Below are 25,928 nucleotides of genomic sequence, written 5' to 3' on the forward strand. Positions count from 1 at the left end.
TTTACTGACCGGACGCTTTGGGCAGCAGGTTCATGACCTCGCCCGACATCATCAGCCGGTCACGGCCCATATCCTTGGCGGCGTAGAGCGCGCGGTCGGCGGCCTCCACCAGCGAAGCGGACCCTGCGGTGCGCTCGAACGACGGCCGGCAGGTCGCGCCGCCAAGCGAGACGGTCACAGATGCCGAAATCGGGCTCGAGGCGTGGACGAGGCCTGCCTGGTGAATGGCCTCGCGGATCCGCTCGCCGATCCGGGCGCAGCCGGCCGCATCGGTATTGGGGAGCAGCATGGCGAATTCCTCGCCGCCGTAGCGCGCAGCCAGATCGCCGGCGCGGTGCATCTCGGCCGCTAGGATCTTTGCGACCACGCGCAGGCAGGCGTCGCCCGCGGGATGGCCATATTCGTCGTTGTAGGCCTTGAAATGATCCACGTCGATCATGAGCAGGGCGAGGCTGGAGCGGTCGCGATAGGCACGCGCCCATTCGTCGTTCAGACGGTCGTCGAAGCAGCGGCGGTTGGCAAGCCCGGTGAGGCTGTCCTCGGTCGCGAGCGTCTCGAGCCTGGTTTCCAGCGTCTTCTGCTCGGTGATGTCGCGCGAGATCGCGACCACGCCGTCGACGTTGCCGTTGTCCTTGCGTGTCACCCGCATGGTCGATTCGAGCCAGACTTCGCCCTTCTGCCGGTGCGAGTTGCGATAGGTGACGCGCACCTCGTCCTTCTCGCCGCGCTTCATGGCATCGACGAGGGCCTGGACCTGCGGCAGGTCGTCCGCTTGAACGCCCGCGAGCGCGGGCGTTCCGATCAGCTGGCTGGCCCGCCAGCCGACGACGCGGACCGACGAGGGAGAGACATAGCGCAGCCGCTCGTCGAGCCCGATACGGGTCACCATGTCGCTGGAGCCTTCTGCGAGCAGGCGGAAATGTGCTTCCTTCTCGACCAGGGCCGCCGCCATGCGCTGGCCCCGCTGCAACTGCCGCACCAGCACCGCGCCGATGATCGCGATCAACATGACCAGCGCGAGCACATACAGCATGCGGGAAATCGCGGCGGCGCGCCAGGGCGCCAGCAGTTGGTCCTTGTCGACGGTCGCGAGCAGGAAGAACGGATAGCGGCCAGAGCGCTTGAAGAAGCTGACGCGTTCGGCGCCGTCCAGCGGCGACTTGAAGTGATAGGCGCCGCTCGGCCGTTGCAGGCTCGGGTTGCGGAACAGCGGCTTGTCGGCGACGCTGCGTCCGACGAATTTCTCGTTGCTCGGGTAGCGCGCGACGATCAGGCCGTCGCCATGCGTCAGCGCCACGGAGCTGTTGCGGCCGATCTCGAACTGCTCGTAGAAATGCGACAGATATCCGGAGCTGATGGTCGCGAGCACCACGCCGCCAAAGCTGCCGTCCGGCTTGTTGAAGCGGCGCGACAGGGTGAGGACCCATTCGCCATCGAGCAGGCTCTTCACGGGACGGCCGAGATGGGCCTCTCGTTTCGGGGAGAGCTGGTGATGGCGGAAGAACGCGTCGTCGCTGAGCGTCGAGCCGATCGTGCCGGGCGAGGTCAGCCAGTTGCCATGGTCGTCGATGATGGCGAAGCTGTGCACGCGCTCCGTCGCCTTCTTGCGCACCTCCATGAGGTTTCTGAGCTTGGCGATCGTGGCAGGGTCGGTGCCGTCCATCTCCAGCCGGCTGACGACGCCGACGACGCCGGAATCGAGCAGATCGAGGCTGTCCTCGGCATGCTGCGTCAGCGAGCGCGCAACGTTCGCCATCTCGGTCTCGGCGCCCTTGAGCACCGCGTCGCGAGCGGCCCATTCACGCCAGGCGCTGACGCCGAGGATGGTCGCGCAGGTCAGCACGACAAACGCCGCCGCGCGTAGCGGCAGGCGGCTCCATCCGGCTCGTTGGGTAGCAGCGCTCATGCGGCAGAATTCTCCGATCGTTCGGAAACTCTGCCGCTTCTGTTATTGAACTCTGAAATGACTGCCGAAATACACCGTGATACCTGCGCTTTCCCGTAGTCCTACGGACGCAAGGATCAGCGCATCGCTAACAGGGTATTAGCGAACCTATCGGAATCCGGCGCCCCTCCTGCTAGCTGAAGATGGCCTTAACCTTGTCCCAGAGCGAGGGATTGTCCGCGTCTGCATCGGCCTTCGAGGGTGTCGGCTGGGCGACACTCACGGGATCGGACGCCGGGAAGCTGTCCTTGAGCCCGGTATCGAGCTTGGCATGGCGATCGGCGACGAGTGCCTCATGCAGATCGTCGGCGTGCTTGTCGTGCGGCGCGGGATTGAATGACTCAACCATGATCTCCTCCATTGGTTGGTCAACGCGGCCCAATTGCGCTTGTTCCCCTGTTCCGCTGAAGGCCGCGGCGGTGTATCAGGAGCCGTAACCTTGCTCAGGATCCTTCGTGCCCCAGTCAGCGACAAAGCCCTTCATCGACGTGCTCTCCGGCCAGCGCCAAGCCATCCCGCCGATGTGGATGATGCGCCAGGCCGGCCGCTATTTGCCCGAATATCGCGAGGTGCGGGCGAAGGCCGGCGGCTTCCTCGATCTCTGCTTCAACCCGGAACTTGCGGCCGAGGTCACGCTGCAACCGATCCGGAGATTCGGCTTCGATGCGGCGATCATCTTCTCGGACATCCTGGTGATCCCCTACGCGCTCGGCCGCTCCGTGCGCTTCGAGGTCGGCGAAGGCCCGCGGCTCGAGCCGCTGGATGATCCTGCGAAGGTCGCCACGCTCGCCCCGCGCGCCGACTTCGGCAAGCTCGCGCCGGTGTTCGATGCGCTGAAGATCGTGCGCGGCGCACTCGATCCCAAGACCGCGCTGATCGGCTTCTGTGGCGCGCCGTGGACGGTGGCGACCTACATGGTCGCGGGCCACGGCACGCCCGACCAAGCCCCGGCGCGGATGATGGCGTACCGGCATCCGGACGCGTTCGCGAAAATCATCGACGTGCTGGTCGACAACTCGATCGAGTATCTGCTGGCGCAGCTCGCAGCCGGTGCCAATGCCTTGCAGATCTTCGACACCTGGGCCGGAGTGCTGCCGCCCGCCGAGTTCGCGCGCTGGTCGGTCGAGCCGACGCGGCGCATCGTCGAGGGCGTGCGCGCAAAAGTGCCGGACGCGAAGATCATCGGCTTTCCCCGCGGCGCCGGCGCGCAATTGCCTGGTTATGTCGAGGCGACCGGCGTCAACGGCGTCAGCATCGACTGGACCGCGGAGCCGGCCTTCATCCGCGAGCGCGTGCAATCACGCGTCGCCGTGCAGGGCAATCTCGATCCGCTGGTGCTGATCACGGGTGGGGCCGCGCTCGACCGCGCGATCGACAACGTGCTCGCGAACTTTGCGCAAGGGCGCTTCATCTTCAATCTCGGTCACGGCATCCAGCCGGAAACGCCGATCGCCCATGTCGAGCAGATGCTGAAGCGCGTGCGGGGGTGACAAGTCCCGCCCCCGAAGGGGCGGAAACAAAAAACGCGAAAACAACCCCATGCACAGTAGATGCACAGTACAAATCATTGGAGAATTTCGGTCGGCATGGTTCTGAGCCCTGCCGCGGTCACGTTTGACTCGTCGGGCAAGACAGGCGCAGAATTACATGATCGCACCGACGATCGTTTAGCAGCAGGCTAGCGCGGCCGGCTGCGCTCGATGATCTCGGCAGCGCCCTTCCCCAGCAGTTCAAGTCCCACCGCACGGCCAAGCTCACGCGGCCGGTTGGCGGGGCCTGTGCGCGAGGCTTCGATGATGGTGTTGCCGGAGAGGTCGAGCACGGATGCGGTGAGCGACATCTGACCGCCTACGATGGTCGAGAAGCCCGCCACCGGCGAATTGCAGTGACCGTTGAGCACCCACAGCACTTCGCGCTCGGCATCGGCAGAGGCGTGTGCAGAGGGATCGTCGATCGATGACAGGATTTTTCGCGTTTGCCAGTCCTGCGCGGCGCATTCGACGGCGACGATGCCCTGCCCCGCCGCCGGCAACATCTCCGCCGGCGTAAACTCGTAGGCAATGCGGCTCGCCAGACCAACGCGATCAAGGCCCGAGCGCGCCATGATTAGCGCATCCGCCGGCCCCACCGCGCCGCCATCCGGCAGGCGCTGCTTCTCGCCATTGTCGAGCTTTCGCACGCGCGTGTCAGCAGCCCCACGGAAGTGGATCACTTCTACATCGGGGAACAACCGCCGCGCATAGGCGCCCCGGCGGACGGCATTGGTGCCAATTTTAAAACCCTTGCCGCGCGACTGGCGCAGCGCCTCCAGCGTCACGCCGTCGCGCAGCACCAGCGCATCGCTTGGCGGATCGCGTGACAGCGTGGCGCCGATGACGAGGCCGGGCGTGTCCTCGTTGCCCGGCATGTCCTTCAGCGAATGCATCGCCGCCTGGAGCTCACCCGACAGGACGGCGGCGCGGATCTGCGCCACGAAGGCGCCGCCCTTGCCGCCATGCGGCAACAGCTTGCTGGTCTGGTCGAGATCGCCCGTGGTGTCGAACTTGACGATCTCGACGTCGAGACCGGGCACGGCGGCGGTCAGGCGGCGCGCGATCTCTTCCGTCTGTGCCAGCGCCATCGCGCTCTTGCGTGTGCCGATCTTCAGTCGCGTAGCCAAACTGTCTGCTCCTTCTCGCGCGGGTTTTACCGCGCATCCTCCAATATCATGTCGGAGGCCTTTTCGGCGATCATGATGATCGGCGCGTTGGTGTTCCCCGATACGAGGTCCGGCATGACCGAGCCGTCGACGACGCGAAGGCCTTCGAGCCCCCTCACCTTCAGCCGCTGGTCCACCACCGCGAGCGCGTCGTTGCCCATACGACAGGTCGAGGTCGGATGGTAGATGGTGCTGCCACGCTCGCGGCAATAATCGAGCAGCTCTCCATCCGTGGATACCTTCGCCCCGGGATCGTATTCGCTGACCACGAACGGCTTCAGCGCCGGCGCATTCAATATCTTGCGCAGGATCTTCAGGGCCTCGACGTTGGTGGTGCGATCGGTCTCGGTAGACATGTAGTTGATGCGGATTTCCGGCGGCACGGTCGGGTCGGCGCTCCGGATCCGCAAGGTCCCACGGCTTTCGGGGCGGAGCTGGCAGACCGAGGCGGTGAAGCCGGAGAAATCGTGCAGCTTCTCGCCCATCTTGTCGGTCGAGAACGGCAGGAAGTGGACCTGGATGTCGGGCGAGGCGAGCCGCGGGCTGGTCTTGAAGAACGCGCCGGCCGTGCCCGCCGCGATCGTCAGCCAGCCCTTCCGGAACAGCGCATAGCGCGCGCCGGCGAGCGTGCGGCGGAGCGGATGATTGACGGTGTCGTTGAGCGTGATCTTCTGCGAGCAGCGCATCACGATGCGGACCTGCATGTGGTCCTGGAGATCGTGGCCGACGCCTTGCGCATCCAGCACCACGTCAATGCCGTACTTGCGCAGCAGATCGCCGGGGCCGACGCCGGAGAGTTGCAGCAGCTGCGGCGAATTGTAGGCGCCGCTCGATAGCACGATCTCCTTGCGCGCGCGGGCACGGCGCACAGTTGCGCCCTGCCGATACTCGACGCCGACGGCGCGGCGGCCCTCGAACAGCACGCGCTGGCCGAGCGCCTCAGTCTCGATCCTGAGGTTGCCGCGCGTCTTCGCCGGGCCGAGATAGGCGACCGACGTCGATGCGCGGCGGCCGTTGCGCGTCGTGGTCTGGAACAGGCCGACGCCTTCCTGCGTGGCGCCGTTGAAATCGGGATTGTAGGGCAGACCGGTCTCGACCGCGGCGTCGATGAAGGCCTTCGACAGCGGATCGGTCACGGTCATGTTGGAGACCGGCAGCGGGCCGCCGCTGCCGTGATACTGGTCGGCGCCGCGCGACTGGCTCTCGGCCTTCTTGAAATAGGGCAGCACGTCGTCATAGCCCCAGCCGGTGTTGCCGCGCTGGCGCCAGCGGTCATAGTCCTCGTGCTGGCCGCGAACATAGAGCAGGCCGTTGATCGAGCTCGAGCCGCCCAGCGTCTTACCGCGCGGCTGGAACACCTGGCGCCCCTTCAGCTCGGGCTCCGGCTCGGTCTGGTACATCCAGTTGACGCTCTTCTCCTTGAACAGTTTGCCGTAGCCGAGCGGCACGTGGATCCAGATATTGGAATCTTTCGGGCCGGCCTCGAGCAGCAGCACGCTGTGCTTGCCGTCCGCAGACAGGCGGTTGGCGAGCACGCAGCCGGCGGAGCCGGCGCCGACGATGATGTAGTCGAATTCGGGATCGGACGGCGAGAGAGAGGAGTTTGCGGTCATGTCTTGCCAGTGTTCTTGTTGGTGGGCGTTTCCGTTTCGTCACTTACCACGATCATGCGCGCAGACGCAGCGCCTCGACCAGCGACTTGAACGCGCGGGCATATTCCGCGCCCGCCCTTGCGATATCCGCGCGTCCGGCGCAGGCGACCGCAGCCTCCGTGACCGCACCGAGCAGCAGCCGCGCCAGTGGCTCGACCGGCTGCCGCGCGATCAGGCCGGCCTCCATCGCGGCCGCGATCGCGCGCGGCAGCTTGCCGCCAAAATGCTGCGCGTCGATCTCTCGCCAACGCTCCCAGCCCAGCACGGCCGGGCCGTCGCGCAGGATGATCTGACCGGTCGGGCCCTTGGCGGTCGCTGCAAAGTAATGCTGGGTGCCGGCGACCATCGCGGCGAGCACGTCCTTCTCGGCCCGCGCGGTGCTGTCGATCTCCGCGACGAGGTCGCGCGAGACCAGGTCGAATACGGCCTCGAACACCGCCTCCTTGGTCTTGAAGTGATGGTAGACCGCGCCCTTGGCGACGGAGGCCGCTTGCGCAATCTCGTCCATCGTGGTGGCGGCAAAGCCCTGCGTCCCGAACAGGCGGCGCGCCGCCGCCAGGATCGCCTCCGATGTCGCCGCCCGCCGCTCCGCCTGTTTCGCCATGTCGTCTCGTCTATAGCGCGGTGAGTTGAGATCGAAGCGAGTTCGGCCACGAGCGACGCTCTTTCCGTTCCCTCTCCCCTTGTGGGGGAGGGGCAGTTAGGGGGGTTCCACACGGGGATTCCATCGATCGCGCATCCGTTCGGTGCATCATCAACAACTGGCACTCTTTGCTGAGCTACCCCTCTCCCTAGCCCTCCCCCACAAGGGGGGAGGGAACGCATCTTCGTTGAGGCACTAGCTGGGCTTCATCTCATCAATCTCGTGTAATCGAATTCGCTTCACGCAGCCAGTTGACTTTTCGACTACCGGTCGGTATTTACCGACCAACAGTCGGTTTTAATCGAAAGGTGCGCCATGCCGAGCCGTGAGATCGTCGAAGCTTTTGCAAAGCGGCTGGAGTACGGGGACTTCGTCGGCGCGATCGAACAATTCTATGCGCCCGACGCCGCCACCTATGAAAACAACGCCGCGCCGACTGTCGGCCGGGAAGCACTGGCAGCGAAAGAGCGCGGTGTGCTGGCAGCGACCAAGGAGGTCAAGGCCGCGCGCATCGGGCCGAGCCTGATCGAGGGCGACACTGTCGCGACACGCTGGCGGTTCAGCTTCACCAGCGCTGAAGGGGTCGTCCGAACGTTGGATGAGATCGCGTGGCAGACCTGGCGGGGTGACGAGTTGATCGAAGAACGGTTCTATTACGACCCGAAACAGCTGGGGCGGTGATCGCGTCTCCCGGACACAGGTGTCATCCCCTGGACCTCAACCTCGGCGAAGCCTTGGCGTAGCCGGGTCGCGGGGCATGACCGCGGAGTTGGTAGGGAACATGCTCCTGCGGTTACAGCTGTAACGCGGGGTGCCGCATTTGTATCGATTTGTTATCGATACTGTCGATTGGAACACGCAGAAGTGGTCGCGGCGACCGTGCCAAGCGGGGATAATTCATAGTTCGTCAAAGGTTTGCAGCGAATTCTCCCGATCGAGCCGGACGAACGGCCCATCCTGCTAGGCTCTGGAATGCGGACTCAACTGACCACCTATTTCGCGCGGCTGTTCGCCGGCGATCTGTCAGCGTTCGGCGGTCCCGCAACCGACGAGGCGCTGGCCGGTCACATCCGCGCAGAACAGATGTCGCTGGTGCTCGGCTATTCGGTCGGCATCATGCTCGCCAATGCCTGCAACGCCGCCGTGCTGGCGATCGCGCTGTGGCAGTCGCCGGACAGGGCGTTCGCCCTGATCTGGGCGGTCACCGTGGCCGGCGCCGCAATCGCGTTCGGTGTGCAATCCCATGCCTCGCGCCGCATCACCAAGCCGCAATTCGTCTCGCGGCGCGCCGTGCACCGGCTGGTGCGCAATGCCTTCGTGCTCGGGGCTGTCTGGGGCATCGTACCGGTCGCCTTCTTCGCCGACGCCGACACCGGCGGAAAACTCGTCATCACCTGCCTGTGCTCCGGGATGCTTGCCGGCGGCGCATTTGCCTTCGCCACGATTCCGATCGCGGCGATCGCATTCACGGCGCCCCTCTTCCTCGGGATCGCCATCTGCCTTGGACGCAGCAACGATGTGGCCTATTTGCTGATCGCCATCCTGGTGGCGGTCTACGGGACCGTGCTGCTCCGCGCCGTGTTCGTCAATTCGTTCTCGTTTGCGCGGCGCGTGATACGGCAGGTCGAGGCCGAGCGCACGGTGCGGCAGGATCCGTTGACGCATCTGCCCAACCGCTTCGCCTTCAACGAGACGCTCGATGCCGCCTTGAAGCGGCTGGCCCTGTCGGGCGAAGAGTTCGCGGTGCTGCTGCTCGACCTCGATCGCTTCAAGGAGGTCAACGACAAGTTCGGCCATCCCGCCGGCGACGAATTCCTGGTCCAGGTCGCAAGCCGCCTACAACGCTGCACCCGCGCAGCCGAGCACGTCGCGCGCATCGGCGGCGACGAGTTCGCGCTGGTGATGGCCAATCTGGCACGGCCCGAAGATGCGCTCGAGATCGCCGAGCGCTTCGTCGCGTCGTTCGCCGAGCCGTTCCCGATCGAAGGCCGCCAGATCGTGGGCGCAACCAGCGTCGGCATCGTGCTGGCGCCACGGGACGGCAACACGGCGCTCGACGTCATGAAGAATGCCGACGCCGCGCTCTACCGCGCCAAGAAGGCGGGACCCGGCACGGTCTGTTTCTTCGAGGACAGCGACGACAGGGTGTCGCGCGACCGCAAAGCGCTGCAATCGGACCTCGAGGGCGCGATCGCCAGGGACGAGCTGTTCCTGGCGTTCCAGCCGTTCCTCGACCTCGCCGAGAACCGGATCACGGGCTTCGAGGCGCTGTTGCGCTGGCAGCATCCCTCGCGCGGACTGGTGCCGCCGAGTGAGTTCATCCCCATCGCCGAGGAGACAGGGCTGATCCACGAGATCGGCGAATGGGTGATCCGGCGTGCCTGCGCCACGCTGGCGGACTGGCCCGAAGAGATCAGGGTCGCGGTGAATTTCTCCGCGGCGCAGTTTCACAACACCGGCATCCTCCAGACCATCGTGCAGGCGCTGGCCGACGCGAAGGTCTCGCCCAGCCGGCTCGAGGTCGAGATCACGGAATCGATGCTGCTGTCGAAATACGGCTCGGCCGCGTCGATCCTGAACGCGCTGCTGCAACTCGGCGTCACCGTGGCGCTGGATGATTTCGGCACCGGGTTCTCGTCACTGACTTACTTGCGCAAGCTGCCGTTCAGCCGCATCAAGATCGACCAGTCCTTCATCAGCGACATGCTGGTGCAGCCCGACTGTGCCGCGATCGTGAAGTCGGTGATTTCGCTCGCACGCGACCTGCGCATCGCCGTGGTCGCCGAGGGCGTCGAGACTGCCGACCAGCTCGAATATCTGCGCCAGATCAGTTGCGACGAAGTCCAAGGCTATCTGATCAGCCGGCCGGTGTCGGCCGATGGCGTGCTCGCGCTGCTCGACACGAAAAAGTTGGTGGCGACCTACGCGGCGTAGAGCATACAGTCGGAAAGTCGCCGGTATCATGGGATTGGTCTGCTTCCATGACCTAAGGCTACCCGCTGTTCTGAGAGTGGTTTCCGAGTGTTTCGGCGCGCTACCTCTAAAGATGACTTGCTGTGTCGGCTCCACTAAGCAACACTTGCCCCCATTTCAGAGTAGTCATTTTTGAGGGGCATCATCATGCCTGAGATATTTGACGTCGTGCTGTGGTGTGCCGCGCTTGCGACATGGCTGATGCTTCTGTTCGCCTTCCTGAGCAAGGCCCTCAAACCGCTCTCAAAGAGCGTCCGCCGTGTGATCGCGGAAGCTTTCAAGCCCAACTTGAAGTGATGTCGGCTACGATGCCCGATCGAAACTGAACCGGCCTGCCCCGGTGACGAAGATCAACATCGCGCCTCCCATGATCGAGATGTTCTTCAGGAAATGGTTGTATTGACCAATCTGCTGCGCGCCAGCGGGATACTCCCAGTAGCGGTGCGCGATAGCCGTTGCCGCCACGACGAACACAAACGTCAGAATTGCACAGTAGCGCGTGCCGACGCCCAATATCAAACCAACGGATATCAATACTTCCAGTGCGACGTTCGTCATGGTGAACAGCTCAGGTGCTGGAAGGTGCAGGGACCTGAAATAACCCACGGAGCCGCTGAAGTCGGATATTGCTCCGTAGGCGCTTCCGACGAATACCCATGCGAGCAGAACGCGGCCGATCAAGATCAGCGAGTCGGCACTCCCTGTGGCGAACTCATCGACTGCCCGCGAGACCGAATTGGATTTCATGGCAGAACCTCCACCCTTGTTGTCCAAGACCGGCTGAACACTTTGACTGCCGAGAGCAATCCTATCATGATTGGTGGACCGTACGAAGCGCTCTTGCCGGCTCGTTGGCGCGGCAAACGAAGCCCGCTTCGTCACGCAGAGCGGATGCGCAAGCCTTCAGGCCGATCGCGTTTTCCGGGTACGCCTTCCAGCCCGGTCAGATCGCGTCCGCGCGCAGCAACGTGTCCACGGTGATGGTGCCGCGGGCACGGGAGACGCAGGCGCAGATCTTCTGGTTGCTCTGTTTCTGATGGTCGCTGAAGAAGACGTCGCGATGGTCGATCTCGCCGTCGACCTCGACCACGTCGATGGCACACAGCCCGCATTCGCCGCGCTTGCAGTCGTACATCACGTCATGCCCGCTGGCATTGAGCACGTCCAGCATCGAGCGCTCGCGGGGAATTTCGAGCTCGATGTTCGTGTCCTTCAAGCGCACGCGAAACGTCTCGGTCGGCAGCGTGCCGCTGGAGCCGAAGGTTTCGTAGCGGAGATCGGGAAGCGGATGGCCGGCGCCGATCCAGGCGTGGCGCGCGGCATCCAGCATCCGCATCGGGCCGCAGAACAGCGCCAGCGCACCTTGCGGCAATGACGCGAACAGCGCGTCGAGATCGAGCCGGCGGCCTTCGTCGCTCGCATGGACCACCAGGCGGTCGCCGAGCATCCCGGCGAGATCGTCGAGATAGGCGGCGTCGCTACGCGAGCGCACGGCATAGTGCAGCGTGACGTTTGCCCCTCGCGGCGCCAGCGCCTGCGCCGCGCCGAGAATCGGGGTGATGCCGATGCCGCCGGCGATCAGGCAATAATTGTCGCGCGCCCAGTCGACCGCGAGCAGCGAGGCGGGCTGGGTGATGTCGAGCCGCGCGCCCGGTGCCAATTGCCACATATAGCGCGAGCCGCCGCGGGAATCCTCGGCGCGGCGCACCGCGATCCGCAAGCCACGCGCGGAGGCCTCGCCGACCAGCGAATAGGACCGCGTCTCGGGCAGGCCGTCGATGGTCACGCTGACATTGATGTGGCTGCCGACCGGATAGGCGGCGCCGTCGAACTGGTCGGGCAGGATCAGGAATTCGCGGATGCCGGGCGCAAGGTCACGCGTCGAGACGAGCGTCGCCGGGGTCCAGGTTTCGATGAAGCGCATGGTGACTAGCCCTGGTCGGTTGCGGTCTTGATCAGCGCGAGCGCCGGCAAGAGGTCGAGATGAGTCCGGTTGCGCAGCGCGAGCCGCAGGTTGCGTACGGCGAGCCGCGCGTGCTCGCGCATGATCGCTTCGGCGCGCGCGCCCTCGCGGTTTTCGATGGCGTCGATGACGACGCGGTGGTGCTCCTGCCCGATGATCAGGATCTGCTGCGCCTCGGGCAGCGCCGATTGCGCCATCACGAAGCCGCTTGGCGAGGCGAACGGCAGCGCGGAGGCACGGTCGATCTGCCGGATCAAAGGCGGGCTGCGCGACAATTCCGTGAGAAGCGCGTGGAAGCGCGCGTTCAGCGTGACATAGGACGAGAAGGCGTCGACCGAGATCGGCACCTGGCGCAGCAATTCGTCGATCGCAGCTGAGCATTCCTTCAACGGCTCGAGCTCGCGCGCGGAGACGCCGCGCTCGGCGGCAAAGCGCGCGGCGAGCCCTTCCAGCGTGCCGCGCAGCTCGATGGAATCGGAGATGTCGCGCTCGGAGAACGCCTTCACCATGAAACCGCCGGAGGGAATCGCCTCCAACAGGCCCTCCTCCTCCAGCCGCACCAGCGCCATGCGCACCGGCGTGCGCGAGGCACCCGTCGTCTCCACCGCCTGAAGCTCGGAGATGCGCTCGCCGGGACGCAAGGACCCCGACAGGATCTGGTCGCGCAGCGCGAGCTGCGCCTTCACGGTCTGCGAGACGGAGCGGTCGACCTCGCGCTCGGCCATATCGCTACTCCGCGGCCTGAAGGTGCTGCGGCGCGTTTTCCTTCGCCACCATCTTGTCGATCAGCTTGCGCGTCCACATCGCGCCGGCGTCGATGTTGAGGTTGTAGAAGACGCGATCCGGGTTCTCGTCCATCGCGCGCTGCTGCGCTTCGAGGATCAGCTCGTCCTCGTGGAAGATGCCGGAGACGCCCTCGCGGATTTCGGTGGTGATGCGCTGCTCGCCGATCTGATAGTTGCGGACGAAGGCCCAGAAATAGTGACAGGTCTTCTCCGTCTCCGGCGTGATGGTGTTGAGCACGAAGCCGTTGACGCCCTGCGAGCGGTCGCCTTCCGGCGCGCCGGTGCCTGTCGGCGCCACGCCGACGTCGATAGCGATGGTGCAGGGCGCCTCGAAGCGGATGATCTGCCAGCGGTCGACAAGGCCGGGCTTGCCGAGCTGCTTGGCCCAGAACGGCGGCGGCTCGATGTTCCGCATCCAGCGCGTCACCGTCACCGTCTTCTCGCCATGGGTGACGTCGAACGGGGCTTCGGCGACCGCGTCGTTTCCGATCGAGGAGCCGTGCACGAAGGTCTCGTGGGTGAGGTCCATGAGATTGTCGAGCACGAGGCGGTAGTCGCAATTGACGCGGATGGTCTTGCCGTCGCCGGCCCAGGCCGGATCGTGATTCCAGTGCATGTCGGGCACGAGCGCGGGATCGGCCAGCGCGGGGTCGCCCATCCAGAGCCAGATGTAGCGATGGCGCTCGACCACGGGATAGGCGCGGACGCAGGCCGAGGGATTGATGGTCTCCTGCGAGGGCATGAAGGTGCAGCGCCCCTGCGCATTGTACTTCAGGCCGTGATAGCCGCAGACGACGGTGTCGCCCTCGAGCCGGCCCTTGGACAGCGGCACCAGGCGATGCCAGCAGGCATCCTCCAGCGCGGCCACCGAGCCGTCGGCCTTCCGGTACATCACGACATGCTTGCCGCAGATCGTTCGCGGCAACAGCGCCGGCTTCACCTCGGCGTCCCAGGCGGCGGCGTACCAGGCGTTCATCGGGAAGGGTTTTGTCATCGGTCTCACTCCCACGGCTTATGAATACGTTATGTATACAATAAGGGAGGAAAAAGAGCCATTCAAGGCCGAAATAGCCCTACTAAATTACCATTATAGGCTATCCAGTATACATACTCACCGCATATGGTCTGAGAGCTCAGTCACTAGCGCCTCAATAGCGTCATGGCCGGGCTTGTCCCGGCCATCCACGCGTTGCCACGCGGTGCGAAGAACGTGGATGCCCGGGACCCGGCTCCGCCAAGGCTTCGCCGGGCATTCGGTGTTGGGCCGGCGAAGCTTCAGCCAAGACGGCAAGCCCGGGCATGACGATTTATCGTGCACGCGTGTGATTTTGCTCTGCTCTTGGGGCAACTACGCCCCGAACACCTTCGCCAGCCCGGCCTGGGCCTCTTCCTGAATCCGCTTCAGGTGCTCGGTGCTGCGAAAGCTCTCCGCGTAGATCTTGTAGACGTCCTCGGTCCCCGACGGCCTCGCTGCGAACCAGCCGAAATCGGTCTCGACCTTGATGCCGCCGAACGGCTGGCCGTTGCCGGGCGCCTTGCTCAGCGTGGCGCGGACGGGATCGCCGGCGAGATCCTTCAGGCCGAGTTGCTCGGGCGTGACGGACTTCAAGATGTTCTTCTGCGGTGTGGTCGCCGCGACGTCGATGCGCGCGTAATGCGGCACGCCGAACTCGGCCGTGAGGTCGCCAAACAGCTGACTCGGATCGCGGCCGGTCTTCGCAATGATCTCGGCGGCAAGCAGGCCGAGGATGATGCCGTCCTTGTCGGTGGTCCACACCGTGCCGTCGCGGCGCAGGAACGAGGCCCCTGCACTCTCCTCGCCGCCGAAGCCGAAGCCGCCCGTGAGGAGGCCGTCGACGAACCATTTGAAGCCGACCGGCGTCTCGACCAGCTTGCGGCCGAGCTTCTTGGCGACGCGGTCGATGATCGAGCTCGACACCACGGTCTTGCCGATCGCGGCATCCTTGCTCCAGTTCGGGCGGTGCGCGAACAGATAGGAGATCGCGGTCGCGAGGTAGTGGTTCGGATTCATCAGGCCGCCGGTGCGCGTCACGATGCCGTGGCGGTCGGCATCGGTGTCGTTGGCGAAGGCAACGTCGAAGCGGTCGCGCATCGCGATCAGGCTCGCCATCGCGTAAGGCGAGGAGCAGTCCATGCGGATCTTGCCGTCCCAGTCGACGGTCATGAAGCGGAAGGTCGGATCGATCGCCTCGTTCACCACCGTGGCCTTGAGGCCGTAGCGCTCGATGATCGGATGCCAGTAATGCACGGCGGCGCCGCCGAGCGGATCGATGCCGATATTGATGCCGGCGGATTTGACGAGATCGAGATCGACGACGTTGCCGAGATCGGCGACGTAGGGCGTGATGAAGTCGTAGGCGTGGACGGTCGCGGACTTTTTCGCCCTGGCATAGTCCATGCGCGCGACGCCCTTGAGCCCGTCGGCAAGATAGGCGTTGGCACGCTTCTCGACGACGGAAGTCGCATCGGTGTCGGCCGGGCCGCCATGCGGCGGATTGTATTTGTAGCCGCCGTCTTCCGGCGGATTGTGCGAGGGCGTGACGACGACGCCGTCGGCGAGGCCCGACGTGCGGCCCTTGTTGTAGGTGAGGATCGCGTGCGAGATGACAGGCGTCGGCGTGTAGCCGCCGTCCTTGTCGACCATGACGTCGACGCCGTTCGCCGCGAACACCTCGACGGCGCTGACCAGCGCCGGCTCGGCCAGCGCGTGGGTGTCGATGCCGATGAAGAGCGGGCCGGTCAGCCCCTTCTCCTTTCTGTAGTCACAAATTGCCTGCGTGGTCGCGAGGATATGGCCCTCGTTGAAGGTGTTCCTGAACGAGGTGCCGCGATGACCGGAGGTGCCGAACGCCACCCGTTGCGCCGGATCAGCCACGTCCGGCTTGCCGGCGAAATAGGCCGTCACCAGCCGCGGAATATTGGCGAGCGCGCTCTGCGCAACCGGCTTACCCGCCGCGGGATCAACTTCTGCCACTGCAACTCCCCTGTACCCTTCGAACGACGCACTAGAACACCATACCATCGGCCAGCCCGTCGCCAAACCGGCCCGATGCCGCGCTCCGGTCAACGATCAACCAACAACGCCAATCCGCACAGGATGATCCATGGCGATTACGCATGGCGCGCCCTCGTACTTTGGTCCCGGATATCGGTTGATGCAGGACAAAGACGCCGCCGCGCCGCGTGGGCACGCTGCTTTCCGATTGATGAACGAAGGCGGGGGATTTGCGGGATTAGCCGCCTGATCCCTTGGCTGATTCCTTGGCTGATTCCGTGGGGGAGTAGACTAAGATGACCGGTCGTCTGATCTTCGTGCTCATGCTGGCCCTGACCACATCGTCTTTGGCCACGTCGTCCGCCTCCGCCGCGGAGGGCGATCCGGCGAGGGGCAAGGCCGTCTTCCAGCGGACCTGTGAGAACTGCCACGCGGCGGTGATCGGGGTGAACAAGGTCGGCCCAAGTCTCTGGAATGTCATCGACCGCAAGCCTGCAATCGTCCCGGACTTCGCCTATTCTGATGCAATGAAGGCCAACAAGCAGGCCTGGACGCCAACAACGCTGGACGCCTATCTCGCAGACCCCCGCGGCGACGTCCACGGCGTCAAGATGTTCTTCAAGGGGCTGCCGAACCCCGCAGACCGGGCCAATGTCATCGCCTATCTTCAGACGTTGAGATGAACGATCGGGGCGGACGCTAGATCGATCCGGGACAACGCCCGTTCGCCGGGTCATGCGGTTCTGTTATGATCCACGCGGCCACGGAGAATCATCCACGCATGGACCTCGCGCGCTGGCATCTGCCCGTGCTTATCTTGCTCGCCATCGCGGGGGCTGCGGCTCGCGCGAACGCCGCCGAGTTCTACACCGAGGACCTCCGCATCCCGATGACGGAGGCCGGGCCGCAGGGGCTGGAAGCTTTCCTGGTGCGCCCGGCGGGGACGAAGCGCTATCCGCTCGCGCTGCTCAGCCACGGCTCGCCGCGCAATTTCGACGACCGCGCGACCATGTCCGCGCACAAATATTACGGCATCGCGCTGGAATACGCCCGGCGCGGCTTTGCTGCGCTGATCGTGATGCGGCGCGGCTACGGCACCTCGCCCGGTGGACGCGTCGACAGCGTCGGCGGCTGCGCCAACGCGGCCTACCTGCCGGCGGCGGCGGTTGCGGTCGCGGATTTGCGCGCGGCGATCGATGCGATGGCACGTCGGGCCGACGTCACGACATCGGGCATGATCGCGGCCGGCCATTCCGCCGGCGGGCTCGCCACCGTCGCGCTGACGGCGCAGGCACCGGCCGGTCTCGTCGCCGCGATCAGCTTTGCCGGCGGCCGCGGCTCGCGCGAGGACGACGACGTCTGCAACGAGGGTGGGCTGGTGCAGGCCTTCGCCACCTTCGGCAAGACGTCCCGCGTGCCGATGCTGTGGGTTTACGCGACCAACGACCTGTTCTTCGGGCCCGATCTCGCCCGCCGGCTCTATGACGGGTTTCGCGGCGGCGGCGGCGACGTGAAATTCGTCGCGGCGGCGCCTTACGGCGACGATGGCCATTATCTCTATTCCGTGGTCGGCCGTCCGCAATGGACGCCGTATATGGACGCCTTCCTGCGCGAGCGCGGGCTCGGCCACGACGTCCTCAGTCCGCCCGATCCGCTGCCGCCGCCGAGCCAGCTCAACGAGGCCGCGCGCTCCGAGTTCGCGCGCTATCTCGCCAGCACCGTGCCGCACAAGGCTTTTGCGGTGTCGCCCAACGGCGGTTACGGCTGGCGGTCGGGGCGCGCGACGGCCGACGATGCCCAGCGCGATTCGCTCAGCGCCTGCATGAAATGGTCGCCCACCTGCGCGCTCTACGCGGTCGATGACCGGCTGGTCGGGGCCGCGCAAAGGACAATAACGGACCAGAGCGCCCGTGCGCGGTAGGCGCGAGGGCGATCAGGTCTTTCGACGGATGAGGCTAGAGCCGTTCGCTGAGCGCGAGCTTGTAGCCGACGCCGGTGACGGTCGCGATCACGGGCGTGCCGCTGCCGACGAGCTTGCGGCGCAGCCGCGCCACCAGCGCATCGACCGTGCGGATGTCGACCTCGGCCTGGCGGTTGCTGACGACCTCGATCAGATAGTCGCGGCTGAGCGGCCTGCCGTCGGCGCCGACAAGCGCCGCCAGCAGGTCGAACTCGGCCCGCGTCAGTGACACCGGCTTGCCGTCGTTGCCGAGCAGCTCGCGCCGCGTCAGATCGATGATCCAGTCGCCGAAGGCGATCGAATTGTGGTTGCGCGCCGCCTTGCGGTCGATCGAGCGCCGCCGCAGCACGCTGCGGGCGCGCGCGAGCAGGTCGCGCAGATTGATCGGCTTGGTGACGTAGTGGTCGCCCGCGATCTCGAGGCCGAGGATGCGATCGACGTCGGTGTCGCGGCGGGTCACGAAGATGATGCCCGCGTTGCTGGTCGCCTGGATTTCCTTGGCGAGCTCGAAGCCGTCGCCGTCGGGCAACTGCACGTCGAGGAAGATGAGGTCGGCGCGCCCACGCAGCGCCTGGCGGCATTCCGCGCAGGAGCCGGCACCGACCACGTCGAAATTGTTCTCGCCGAAGTAACCGACCAGCATCGTCCGCGTCACCGGATCGTCTTCGACGACGATCAGCCGCTCGCGGCCTGCGGGACGCACGTCCTGACGTGCGGGATCAGCCACGATGGTGGATGTCCTGTGTGCTTGCGGGCCGGCCTGAAAATTCAAGTCGTCGCGCAACGCGCTGTCCTGTGAACGAACATTCACAACTGGTTCGAGCCCCCGAAATTGCCTGCTGGAATACTAGGCGTGTTGTGTTGCCTAAACAATATTGGTCACAGTCTCGACGTATAAAGTATGAATTGGCCCACAATTCTCATCCCGCGCATCATCGCGCAGGCACGGCTCGCGCGAGCGCCGGGAGCCGGCCCAAGACGGCCGACCGCGCACATCGGGACCCGGATTCAACCACCGGCTTATGCAAAGAAGCCCGTCACTTCGGAGAAACGGCAGCGCCTCCGACGCCCGATGCGGCTTGCCCCGCCGCGGACTTCAAATCTAATGTGAGTCCCCGGGGGATCTGGACGCTGGAGTAGGCGCCATGGAAGTCATACTGCTCGGCACCGGCGGCCCGCGCCCGGACCCGCGCCGCATGGCGACGACCACGCTGATCAGGCTCGGCGAAGAGAACATCCTGTTCGATGCGGGCCGCGGCGTCATGGTGCAGCTCAGCAAGGCCGGCGTGCCGCTTGGCGCCATCAACACGGTCTTTCTCACCCATCACCATTTCGACCATATCGGCGACCTCTACGATGTGATGCTGAATTCATGGATGCACGGGCGCAAGGACGCGCTGCGCATCTATGGGCCGCCGGATACCGAACGGCTGGTCAACACGCTGGTCACACAGGTCTACGACAAGGACATCACCTGGCGGGATCGGGGCGAGCCGACCTTCGGCGGCTGGAAGCCGGTCATCGCAACCGACATCATTCCGGGCCCGGTTCTCGACACTGGGCGCTGGAAGATCAGCGCCGAGCTCGTCTCGCATGGCGATGGCCTCGACATGCCGCCGGCCTTCCTCGCGCGCTGGATGTGTCTCGGCTACCGCTTCGAGGCGGAGGGCAAGGTCATCGCGATATCCGGCGACACGGTCCCCTGCCCCGGTCTGGAACGACTGGCTGAGGGAGCCGACCTGCTGGTGCAGTGCTGCTTTCTCGCGACGCCGGAGATCAACAACGAGCACCTCCGCCGGCTTGCGAAATTCACGATCGCCTGCGGCGACACGGTCGGCAAGGTCGCGGCCAAGGCCGGCGTGAAGAAGCTCGCGCTGACCCATCACCGGCCGCGCACCGACGATTCCATGCTGAACGCGCTGCTCGCGGATGTCCGGCAGGACTATTCGGGTCCCGTCGTGCTCGGCGAGGACCTCACGCGGATCGAGGTCTGAAGGCCACCGATCTCAGGACGATGCGACCTCGATCCGGAACGACAAGCGCTCTTCGGCGCCGGCTGCGATATGCATCAGGCCGGGCTTGTCACTGAACGCGCCGTCGAAGCCGGCCGGGCTGGCATAGCCGCGCCATGGCTCGATGCAGAGGAACGGCGCGCCCGATGGTTTCGACCAGACGCCAAGCTCGCGAAAGCCGCGCCAGGACATCTTTAGCCAGGGCCCGCTGGATGCACTCGGCCCGGCCGCATAAAGCACCGAATTGCTGTCGATGCGATCGAAGATGATGGCGTCATCGACGAACAGGGATTCGGACAAGGGGAGCACGGTGCCGCTGACGGGACTTGGCTCCGTTGCCGCGCGCAGCAAGCCGCCGTCGAGACGGCGGACGGGCGACGACTCGGCGTTCGCGAAGGTCAGCGCATAGTCTTCCTTGGACACGCCGGGCTCAAGCGGCCAGTTGAATGCGGGATGGCCACCGAGCGAAGCCGGCAATGTTTCCTTGCCGGTGTTGGCGATCGTGAGCGAGAGATCGAGACCGGCGTCGTCGATCGCATAGGTGGCCGTCAGGCGGAACGCGAACGGGTAAAGCGCGCGCGTCGTCTCGCTGTCTTCGAGCACGAGCACACAGCGGCTCTCGCCGCGCTCCGCCCACGTGAAGCGGCTGTCGCGCGCAAAGCCGTGCTGGGTCATCCGGTATGTCTTGCCCCGGTGCCGCAGCTCGTCGTTGGCGAGACGCCCGACGATGGGAAACAACAGCGGCGCGTGGCGCGGCCAGGCCGGTGCGGCCTGCCAGACGAATTCGAGGCCGGCATCGCTCTTCAGCGAGCACATTTCGGCGCCGTGCGCCTTGATGGTCGCGGTCAGCCCGCCGCTGCGGATCGAGTGCGTGTCGTCGGTCATGACAATCTCCATAGCGGCAGCGAGGCCGACGGGCCGGGCGCGACCGCTTCGTGTGACCGATCATATCGCATCGAAGACGATTTCGCCCGCCTCGGGACGAGGCGGGCGAAAGGTCGCGAAGCTCAGTGCCCCGCGGCTCGTGTACTAGGCCTGAGACGACGGACGGCCGACGCTCTCGTAGGTGAAGCCGGCGGCGTGCATGTCTTCGGGGCTGTAGATGTTGCGGAGGTCGACGACGACGGGCTGCGCCATGACGCTCTTCAGCCGGTCGAGATCGAGGCCGCGGAACTGCACCCATTCGGTGACGACAACCAGCGCATCGGCGCCTTGCGCACAGGAATAGGCGTCCTCGCAATAGGTGATGCTGGGCAGCTCACTCTTGGCCTGCTCCATGCCGACGGGATCGAAGGCCTTCACCTTGGCGCCCATGTCGATCAGGCCGGTCACCAGCGGGATCGACGGCGCATCGCGCATATCGTCGGTGTCGGGCTTGAAGGTGAGGCCGAGTACGGCGATGGTCTTGCCGCGCAGCGAGCCGCCAAGCGCCTGGCTGACCTTGCGCGCCATCGCGCGCTTGCGGTTCTCGTTGACGGCCAGCACGGATTCGACGATGCGCAAGGACACGTCGTAGTCCTGCGCGATCTTGATCAGCGCCTTGGTGTCCTTCGGGAAGCACGAGCCGCCGAAGCCGGGACCTGCATGCAGGAACTTGGTGCCGATGCGGTTGTCCAGGCCAATGCCGCGCGCGACCTCCTGCACGTTGGCCCCGACCTTTTCGGAGAGATCGGCGATCTCGTTGATGAAGGTGATCTTGGTCGCGAGGAACGCGTTGGCAGCGTATTTGATCATCTCGGCGGTGCGGCGCGCCGTGAACATCAGCGGCGCCTGGTTCAGCGACAGCGGGCGATAGATGTCGCCCATCACCTTGCGGGCGCGCTCGTCTGAGGTGCCGACCACGACGCGGTCCGGGAACTTGAAGTCGCGGATCGCCGCGCCCTCGCGCAGGAATTCGGGGTTGGAGGCGACGACGACGTCGGCGTTGGGATTGGTTTCGCGGATGATGCGCTCGACCTCGTCGCCGGTGCCGACCGGCACGGTCGACTTGGTCACCACGACGGTGAAGCCCGACAGCGACTGCGCGATCTCTTTCGCGGCGGCGTAGACGTAGGACAGATCGGCGTGCCCGTCACCGCGGCGCGACGGCGTGCCGACCGCGATGAAGACGGCATCGGCGTCCGCGACCGGCTTCGACAGGTCGGTGGTGAAGTCGAGCCGCTTGGCCTTGACGTTGGTCGCGACCAGCTCGTCGAGCCCGGGCTCGTAGATCGGGATCTCGCCGCGATGGAGCGCCGCGATCTTCTTCTCGTCCTTGTCGACGCAGGTGACGTCGTGACCGAAATCCGCAAAGCAGGCCCCGGACACCAGTCCCACATAGCCCGTTCCGATCATCGCGATTCGCATGAAAGACTCTTTCCGTTGAAGACGGATGCTCCACTGAACACCCTAGACCAATTCTCTATCCGACCGCACGCCCAACATTAGGGCAGCCTGCATCACCTGCCGAACAAACCTTCACCGCCTTGCGCGGGGGCAACGGCGGACATTTCCCAAAACGCGCCGCATGCACACAATGCAGTCGACATATGCGACCGGCGCGCTGCATTTAACCATCGGTCCGGATGCGGAACACGGTGTTGGCGCGATCGCGGGGTTACACGCCGTGGTACTTTCGATACCACTCGACGAAGCGGCCGAGACCCTCCGCAAGCGGCGTCGAAGGCGCGAAACCGACGTCGCGCTGGAGCGCGGAAATGTCGGCGCGCGTCTCCAGGACGTCGCCGGCCTGCATCGGCAGCAGCTTGCGGATCGCGGGCTTGCCGATGATCTTCTCCAGCGTCTCGACGAACTCGATCAGATTGACCGACCTGTTGTTGCCGATGTTGTAGACGCGATACGGCGCATAGCTCGTCGAGTTTTCCGGCGCTTCCGCGTTCCACGCGGGATTCGGCGTCGCGGGCCGGTCGAGGGTGCGGATCACGCCCTCGACGATGTCGTCGATATAGGTGAAGTCGCGCCACATGTCGCCATTATTGAAAATCTTGATCGGCTCATTGGCGAAGATCGCGCGCGTGAACAGCCAGGCGGCCATGTCGGGCCGGCCCCACGGACCGTAGACGGTGAAGAAGCGCAGACCGGTCACCGGCAGCTTGTGAACATGGGCGTAGGTGTGCGCCATCAATTCGTTGGCCTTCTTGCTCGCGGCGTAAAGGCTGACCGGATGGTTCACCGAATGCTCGGTCGAATACGGCAAGGTGCGGTTGGCGCCGTAGACGGAGCTCGACGAGGCGTAGACGAGATGCGCCACACCATGGCGCCGGCCGGCTTCGAGCACGGTGACGAAGCCGTCGCAATTGGCGCGGATGCTGGTGATGGGATCGTCGATCGACGCACGCACGCCTGGCTGCGCCGCCAGATGCACGACCCGATCGGGCGAGACCTCGTCGAAAACGCGCGTCACCGCGGCGAAGTCCGCAAGATCGATCTCGTGGAAGCTGAACCCCGGACGGTGCTCGAGCGTTGCAAGGCGTGCACGTTTCAGCGCTGGATCATAATACGGAGTGAGCGCATCGATGCCAACGACCTGCTCGCCACGCGCCAACAGCCGTTCACAAACGTGCATTCCGATAAAGCCGGCAGCACCGGTAACGATCACTGGCCGCAAATTTGTCACCTCGTTGATTCCGCGAATGCAATGCCAGACCAGGACATGAGAGGCAAGGTTCGGACGATCACGACAATCGTCAAATCAGTCGCTCATGTAAGCGCATCGAAATGTGTAGGAAACATGATGGCGCCATGCATCCTCGCATGCTATCCGCCTGCGAGGATGCTCGGACGATAGCTCCACATGTGTTACACCGCATAGATCGTATATTCGGCGCGAATGCTCAGTCTTGAGGCAACGTTCGCGCAGGATACCCACCGTAAGACACCCACGAAAAACAAGACACTCACGAAGAAAAAGATCGGCTTTGAAACTCTCCATCAATGGCAGGTTCCTGTCACAGTCGCTAACCGGCGTGCAGCGCTATGCCGCCGAAATCGTCAAGGCGATGGACCGTTTGCTGGCGAGCGGAGAGGCTCCGCGACAACTCCTGGACGCAGAGTGGCAAGTGCTGTCGCCGCCGAACGCGCAGCCGCTCCCCGGTCTTCGCCGTATCAACGTCAGGCAGGTCGGATCGTTGCAGGGGCACGCGTGGGACCAGATCGATCTGGCACGCGCGGCCGCCGGCACGCGCCTCATCAGCCTCGCCAATTCCGGCCCCGTGCTTCATCGCGACCACCTGGTCGTGATTCACGATGCGCAGGTTTTCAAACGTCCGGACTTCTTCAGCTGGCGCTACCTCGCCCTGCATCGGACGCTCGGCCATTTGCTGGCACGCACAGCAACGATCGCAACAGTTTCCACGTTTTCGCGCAACGAACTTGCCGAGGCGCTGTCGCTTGATCCTGCGTCGATCCCCGTCATCCCCAACAGCGCAGAGCACTTCGCCACCGTCGTGCCCGATTTCTCGATCATCGAAAAGCTGCATCTTGCGCCCTACGGGTTCTTCCTCTTCGTCGGCTCGATGACGAAGAACAAGAATGTCGACACCGCCATTCGCGCCGCCGAGCGGCTTGGCCGCGCGGATTTTCCGCTGGTCGTGGTCGGAGGCGACAACAGCAAGGTCTTTGGCGGCAACGCCATGGAATCGAGAACCGGCGTCGTCGTCGCCGGGCGCCTCAAGGACGAGGAGATCGCGGCGCTGTTCGCTCGAGCTGCCGCGTTCGTTTTTCCCAGCCTCTACGAGGGCTTCGGCATACCTCCCCTGGAGGCGATGTACTTCGCCTGCCCGGTGATCGCGAGTTCGGCCGCAGCCGTGCGCGAAACTTGCGACGACGCGGCCGTTTATTTCGACCCCCTCAACGCGGGCGAGCTTTCGGCACGAATGCACGAAAGAATTGCACTCGGCCGGATCTCGCCGGCGGAACAGGAGAAGCAGCAGAGGCGACTGGCGACATATTCCTGGGCCAAGTCCGCCGCAGCGATGCTCGAATTCCTCGCCAAACCCGCTCCCCACGGCGCATCCAGCCGTCAGACACAATGACGCGGCCCAAATATTGCTGCTTCGAGACGTTAGACGCGCGCCTGCAATATCCGGCGCCTGCAAGCCAAGAAAGGAATGACCGTTGTCCAGCGGCCTGAAAGTCCTGCATGTCGCCGAAACGGTCAGAGGCGGCATCGCGACCTACCTCAACGAGCTGCATCCGCATCAATGCGCGAGCTTCGGGCGCGGCAACGTCAACTATGTCGTCCCGTCCGATCATCGCAGCGATCTGGTGAACATCGAGGATGATGCCATCACCACGTTTCCGCGCGACGGCCGCAACGCGGTCGGCCTGTTTCGCATGCTGTCTGCGACCATGCGTGCGGTCCGGGAGTTTCGGCCCGACGTCATCCATCTTCACTCGTCCTTCGCCGGGCTCGTGGTGCGCCCGGTGCTCTGGCTGACCTATCGGCGTTCACGCATCGTCTATTGCCCGCACGGATGGGCCTTCGGCCGCGAGACCGGCCGCCTCAGCCGCGAAGTCACGAAGTTCACCGAGCTCGTGCTGTCGAAATTCACCCACCGCATCGTGTGCATCTCGGAAAGCGAGCGGACCGATGCGATGCAGGTCGGGATCGCGGCGAACCGCCTCGTTCTTGTGCACAACGGGATTTCCAAGCAGCGGCCCGTGCTCGACACCCGCGCAGCGCCGTGGCGATCGGAGAAGATCAAGGTCCTCTTCATCGGACGCCTCGACCGCCAGAAGGGGTATGATCTCCTCATCGAGGCGGCCCGCGCGCTCGGAAACACGCTGGATGTGCGCCTGATCGGCGCGTCGGTCGTCAGCAAATTCCACCAAAGCGACCTGCCGGCCAACGTTTCCTTCCTGGGCTGGATGAACCGCAACCAGATCGAGGCCGAGCTCGACCAGGCCGACATGGTCGCAATTCCGTCACGCTGGGAGGCGTTTGGCCTGGTGGCGATCGAGGCCATGCGGGCGGCCAAGCCGATCATCGCCTTCCGCATCGGCGCCCTGCCGGAAATCGTCGAAGACAATGCGACGGGCGTGCTGTGCGACGAGGTCTCGGCGGAAAAGCTGGTTGAAGGTTTTCAGCGCGCAAGCCGGCTGGACCTGCCTGCGGTCGGCCGGGCCGGATATGAGCGCTTCAGCCGCCTCTACGACATCGAGCAGACGCACCGCACCTTGAGCCAGGTCTATGCCGACGTCCTGCACGTGCGGACAAGCGAATCCGGGCAGCAGGCGAAGCTGCAATCCGACTTCCCGAACAATCTGCGGTCGTAGCGGCC

Annotated in this window: 23 protein-coding genes; 9 read left to right on the forward strand and 14 right to left on the reverse strand. The window is 64.8% G+C overall.

Features of this window, described 5'->3' with window-relative positions:
* Nucleotide 1: 1 nt before the first annotated feature.
* Both EI171_RS36220 and EI171_RS36225 read right to left on the reverse strand, forming a co-directional pair.
* Nucleotides 2–1,906: a diguanylate cyclase gene (locus tag EI171_RS36220; protein ID WP_161536135.1), complete on the reverse strand. Its 1,905-nt coding sequence runs from the start codon at nt 1,904–1,906 to the stop codon at nt 2–4.
* Between the two features lie 172 nt (nt 1,907–2,078).
* A complete protein-coding gene (locus EI171_RS36225; protein ID WP_060912948.1) occupies nt 2,079–2,294 on the reverse strand; it encodes a hypothetical protein in 216 nt (71 codons plus the stop codon).
* Between the two features lie 106 nt (nt 2,295–2,400).
* Between EI171_RS36225 and hemE the strand changes: the two genes are divergently transcribed.
* The gene (gene hemE / locus EI171_RS36230) at nt 2,401–3,435 is read left to right on the forward strand and encodes a uroporphyrinogen decarboxylase (RefSeq protein ID WP_161536136.1); all 1,035 of its coding nucleotides are present in this window, start codon (nt 2,401–2,403) and stop codon (nt 3,433–3,435) included.
* A 188-nt stretch (nt 3,436–3,623) separates the two neighbouring features.
* Here the strand turns inward: hemE and hemC are convergent, their stop codons facing one another.
* From hemC to EI171_RS36245, 3 genes are read right to left on the reverse strand one after another with little or no spacing between them, the layout of a single operon-like run.
* Nucleotides 3,624–4,604, reverse strand: coding sequence for a hydroxymethylbilane synthase (gene hemC / locus EI171_RS36235; RefSeq protein ID WP_161536137.1), 981 nt, complete (start codon nt 4,602–4,604; stop codon nt 3,624–3,626).
* A gap of 26 nt (nt 4,605–4,630) precedes the next feature.
* The gene (locus EI171_RS36240; protein ID WP_060910798.1) at nt 4,631–6,256 is read right to left on the reverse strand and encodes a GMC family oxidoreductase; all 1,626 of its coding nucleotides are present in this window, start codon (nt 6,254–6,256) and stop codon (nt 4,631–4,633) included.
* 52 nt (nt 6,257–6,308) lie between these two features.
* Entirely contained in the window at nt 6,309–6,899 is a 591-nt protein-coding gene (locus EI171_RS36245) for a TetR/AcrR family transcriptional regulator (protein WP_161536138.1), read from the reverse strand.
* Between the two features lie 354 nt (nt 6,900–7,253).
* On the opposite strand from EI171_RS36245, the gene EI171_RS36250 reads away from it, so the two are divergent.
* The 3 genes from EI171_RS36250 (at nt 7,254) to EI171_RS45045 (ending at nt 10,208) form a co-directional block, all read left to right on the forward strand.
* Nucleotides 7,254–7,619 carry a nuclear transport factor 2 family protein gene (locus EI171_RS36250; protein ID WP_161536139.1) on the forward strand — a complete coding sequence of 122 codons (366 nt, stop codon included), beginning with the start codon at nt 7,254–7,256 and terminating at the stop codon, nt 7,617–7,619.
* 291 nt (nt 7,620–7,910) lie between these two features.
* Nucleotides 7,911–9,872, forward strand: coding sequence for a bifunctional diguanylate cyclase/phosphodiesterase (locus EI171_RS36255; RefSeq protein WP_161536140.1), 1,962 nt, complete (start codon nt 7,911–7,913; stop codon nt 9,870–9,872).
* Between the two features lie 186 nt (nt 9,873–10,058).
* Complete coding sequence (locus tag EI171_RS45045) at nt 10,059–10,208, forward strand: hypothetical protein (RefSeq protein ID WP_166466020.1); 150 nt, start codon at nt 10,059–10,061, stop codon at nt 10,206–10,208.
* 6 nt (nt 10,209–10,214) lie between these two features.
* Here EI171_RS45045 and EI171_RS36260 read toward each other — a convergent pair whose 3' ends face one another.
* The 5 genes from EI171_RS36260 to pgm form a co-directional block, all read right to left on the reverse strand.
* Complete coding sequence (locus EI171_RS36260) at nt 10,215–10,658, reverse strand: DoxX family protein (protein ID WP_246740336.1); 444 nt, start codon at nt 10,656–10,658, stop codon at nt 10,215–10,217.
* Nucleotides 10,659–10,854: 196 nt separating this feature from the next.
* Nucleotides 10,855–11,835, reverse strand: coding sequence for a PDR/VanB family oxidoreductase (locus EI171_RS36265; protein WP_161536142.1), 981 nt, complete (start codon nt 11,833–11,835; stop codon nt 10,855–10,857).
* A gap of 5 nt (nt 11,836–11,840) precedes the next feature.
* Nucleotides 11,841–12,599, reverse strand: a complete 759-nt coding sequence (locus EI171_RS36270; protein WP_011085178.1) for a GntR family transcriptional regulator — start codon at nt 12,597–12,599, stop codon at nt 11,841–11,843.
* A 4-nt stretch (nt 12,600–12,603) separates the two neighbouring features.
* Nucleotides 12,604–13,653: an aromatic ring-hydroxylating dioxygenase subunit alpha gene (locus EI171_RS36275; protein ID WP_060910793.1), complete on the reverse strand. Its 1,050-nt coding sequence runs from the start codon at nt 13,651–13,653 to the stop codon at nt 12,604–12,606.
* A gap of 354 nt (nt 13,654–14,007) precedes the next feature.
* Nucleotides 14,008–15,654 carry a phosphoglucomutase (alpha-D-glucose-1,6-bisphosphate-dependent) gene (gene pgm, locus EI171_RS36280; RefSeq protein ID WP_161536143.1) on the reverse strand — a complete coding sequence of 549 codons (1,647 nt, stop codon included), beginning with the start codon at nt 15,652–15,654 and terminating at the stop codon, nt 14,008–14,010.
* A 317-nt stretch (nt 15,655–15,971) separates the two neighbouring features.
* Between pgm and EI171_RS36285 the strand changes: the two genes are divergently transcribed.
* Nucleotides 15,972–16,358: a cytochrome c family protein gene (locus EI171_RS36285; RefSeq protein WP_028175093.1), complete on the forward strand. Its 387-nt coding sequence runs from the start codon at nt 15,972–15,974 to the stop codon at nt 16,356–16,358.
* A gap of 98 nt (nt 16,359–16,456) precedes the next feature.
* Nucleotides 16,457–17,596, forward strand: coding sequence for a S9 family peptidase (locus tag EI171_RS36290; RefSeq protein ID WP_161536144.1), 1,140 nt, complete (start codon nt 16,457–16,459; stop codon nt 17,594–17,596).
* Between the two features lie 34 nt (nt 17,597–17,630).
* Here EI171_RS36290 and EI171_RS36295 read toward each other — a convergent pair whose 3' ends face one another.
* Nucleotides 17,631–18,446 carry a response regulator transcription factor gene (locus EI171_RS36295; RefSeq protein ID WP_011085173.1) on the reverse strand — a complete coding sequence of 272 codons (816 nt, stop codon included), beginning with the start codon at nt 18,444–18,446 and terminating at the stop codon, nt 17,631–17,633.
* A 334-nt stretch (nt 18,447–18,780) separates the two neighbouring features.
* Between EI171_RS36295 and EI171_RS36300 the strand changes: the two genes are divergently transcribed.
* On the forward strand, nt 18,781–19,629 hold the full coding sequence (locus tag EI171_RS36300) for an MBL fold metallo-hydrolase (RefSeq protein ID WP_011085172.1): 849 nt from the start codon (nt 18,781–18,783) through the stop codon (nt 19,627–19,629).
* Between the two features lie 12 nt (nt 19,630–19,641).
* On the opposite strand, the gene EI171_RS36305 is transcribed toward EI171_RS36300, so the two are convergent.
* The 3 genes from EI171_RS36305 to EI171_RS36315 all read right to left on the reverse strand — a co-directional run bounded on the left by EI171_RS36305 (nt 19,642) and on the right by EI171_RS36315 (nt 23,254).
* Nucleotides 19,642–20,532 (reverse strand): aldose 1-epimerase family protein, encoded by an 891-nt coding sequence (locus EI171_RS36305; protein WP_028175095.1) that lies wholly within the window; start codon nt 20,530–20,532, stop codon nt 19,642–19,644.
* A 144-nt stretch (nt 20,533–20,676) separates the two neighbouring features.
* Nucleotides 20,677–21,993 (reverse strand): UDP-glucose/GDP-mannose dehydrogenase family protein, encoded by a 1,317-nt coding sequence (locus tag EI171_RS36310; RefSeq protein ID WP_011085170.1) that lies wholly within the window; start codon nt 21,991–21,993, stop codon nt 20,677–20,679.
* A gap of 250 nt (nt 21,994–22,243) precedes the next feature.
* A complete protein-coding gene (locus EI171_RS36315) occupies nt 22,244–23,254 on the reverse strand; it encodes an NAD-dependent epimerase (protein ID WP_060910789.1) in 1,011 nt (336 codons plus the stop codon).
* Nucleotides 23,255–23,564: 310 nt separating this feature from the next.
* Here EI171_RS36315 and EI171_RS36320 point away from each other — a divergent pair, with 310 nt between their 5' ends.
* Together EI171_RS36320 and EI171_RS36325 are read left to right on the forward strand one after the other, a co-directional pair.
* Complete coding sequence (locus EI171_RS36320; RefSeq protein ID WP_161536145.1) at nt 23,565–24,680, forward strand: glycosyltransferase family 1 protein; 1,116 nt, start codon at nt 23,565–23,567, stop codon at nt 24,678–24,680.
* A gap of 82 nt (nt 24,681–24,762) precedes the next feature.
* Complete coding sequence (locus tag EI171_RS36325) at nt 24,763–25,923, forward strand: glycosyltransferase family 4 protein (protein ID WP_161536146.1); 1,161 nt, start codon at nt 24,763–24,765, stop codon at nt 25,921–25,923.
* The last annotated feature ends 5 nt before the right edge of the window (nt 25,924–25,928 follow it).

It is taken from the genome of Bradyrhizobium sp. LCT2 (assembly GCF_009931255.1).
Taxonomy (GTDB): Bacteria; Pseudomonadota; Alphaproteobacteria; order Rhizobiales; family Xanthobacteraceae; genus Bradyrhizobium; species Bradyrhizobium diazoefficiens.

Coding starts and splice junctions, on each gene's coding strand:
- EI171_RS36305 (WP_028175095.1), bottom strand. CDS start 20,532: ATGACCGACGACACGCACTCGATCCGCAGCGGCGGGCTGACCGCGACC.
- EI171_RS36290 (WP_161536144.1), top strand. CDS start 16,457: ATGGACCTCGCGCGCTGGCATCTGCCCGTGCTTATCTTGCTCGCCATC.
- EI171_RS36225 (WP_060912948.1), bottom strand. CDS start 2,294: ATGGTTGAGTCATTCAATCCCGCGCCGCACGACAAGCACGCCGACGAT.
- EI171_RS36310 (WP_011085170.1), bottom strand. CDS start 21,993: ATGCGAATCGCGATGATCGGAACGGGCTATGTGGGACTGGTGTCCGGG.
- EI171_RS36300 (WP_011085172.1), top strand. CDS start 18,781: ATGGAAGTCATACTGCTCGGCACCGGCGGCCCGCGCCCGGACCCGCGC.
- EI171_RS36265 (WP_161536142.1), bottom strand. CDS start 11,835: ATGCGCTTCATCGAAACCTGGACCCCGGCGACGCTCGTCTCGACGCGT.
- EI171_RS45045 (WP_166466020.1), top strand. CDS start 10,059: ATGCCTGAGATATTTGACGTCGTGCTGTGGTGTGCCGCGCTTGCGACA.
- EI171_RS36255 (WP_161536140.1), top strand. CDS start 7,911: ATGCGGACTCAACTGACCACCTATTTCGCGCGGCTGTTCGCCGGCGAT.
- EI171_RS36285 (WP_028175093.1), top strand. CDS start 15,972: ATGACCGGTCGTCTGATCTTCGTGCTCATGCTGGCCCTGACCACATCG.
- EI171_RS36275 (WP_060910793.1), bottom strand. CDS start 13,653: ATGACAAAACCCTTCCCGATGAACGCCTGGTACGCCGCCGCCTGGGAC.
- EI171_RS36270 (WP_011085178.1), bottom strand. CDS start 12,599: ATGGCCGAGCGCGAGGTCGACCGCTCCGTCTCGCAGACCGTGAAGGCG.
- EI171_RS36240 (WP_060910798.1), bottom strand. CDS start 6,256: ATGACCGCAAACTCCTCTCTCTCGCCGTCCGATCCCGAATTCGACTAC.
- EI171_RS36260 (WP_246740336.1), bottom strand. CDS start 10,658: ATGAAATCCAATTCGGTCTCGCGGGCAGTCGATGAGTTCGCCACAGGG.
- EI171_RS36220 (WP_161536135.1), bottom strand. CDS start 1,906: ATGAGCGCTGCTACCCAACGAGCCGGATGGAGCCGCCTGCCGCTACGC.
- EI171_RS36250 (WP_161536139.1), top strand. CDS start 7,254: ATGCCGAGCCGTGAGATCGTCGAAGCTTTTGCAAAGCGGCTGGAGTAC.
- EI171_RS36245 (WP_161536138.1), bottom strand. CDS start 6,899: ATGGCGAAACAGGCGGAGCGGCGGGCGGCGACATCGGAGGCGATCCTG.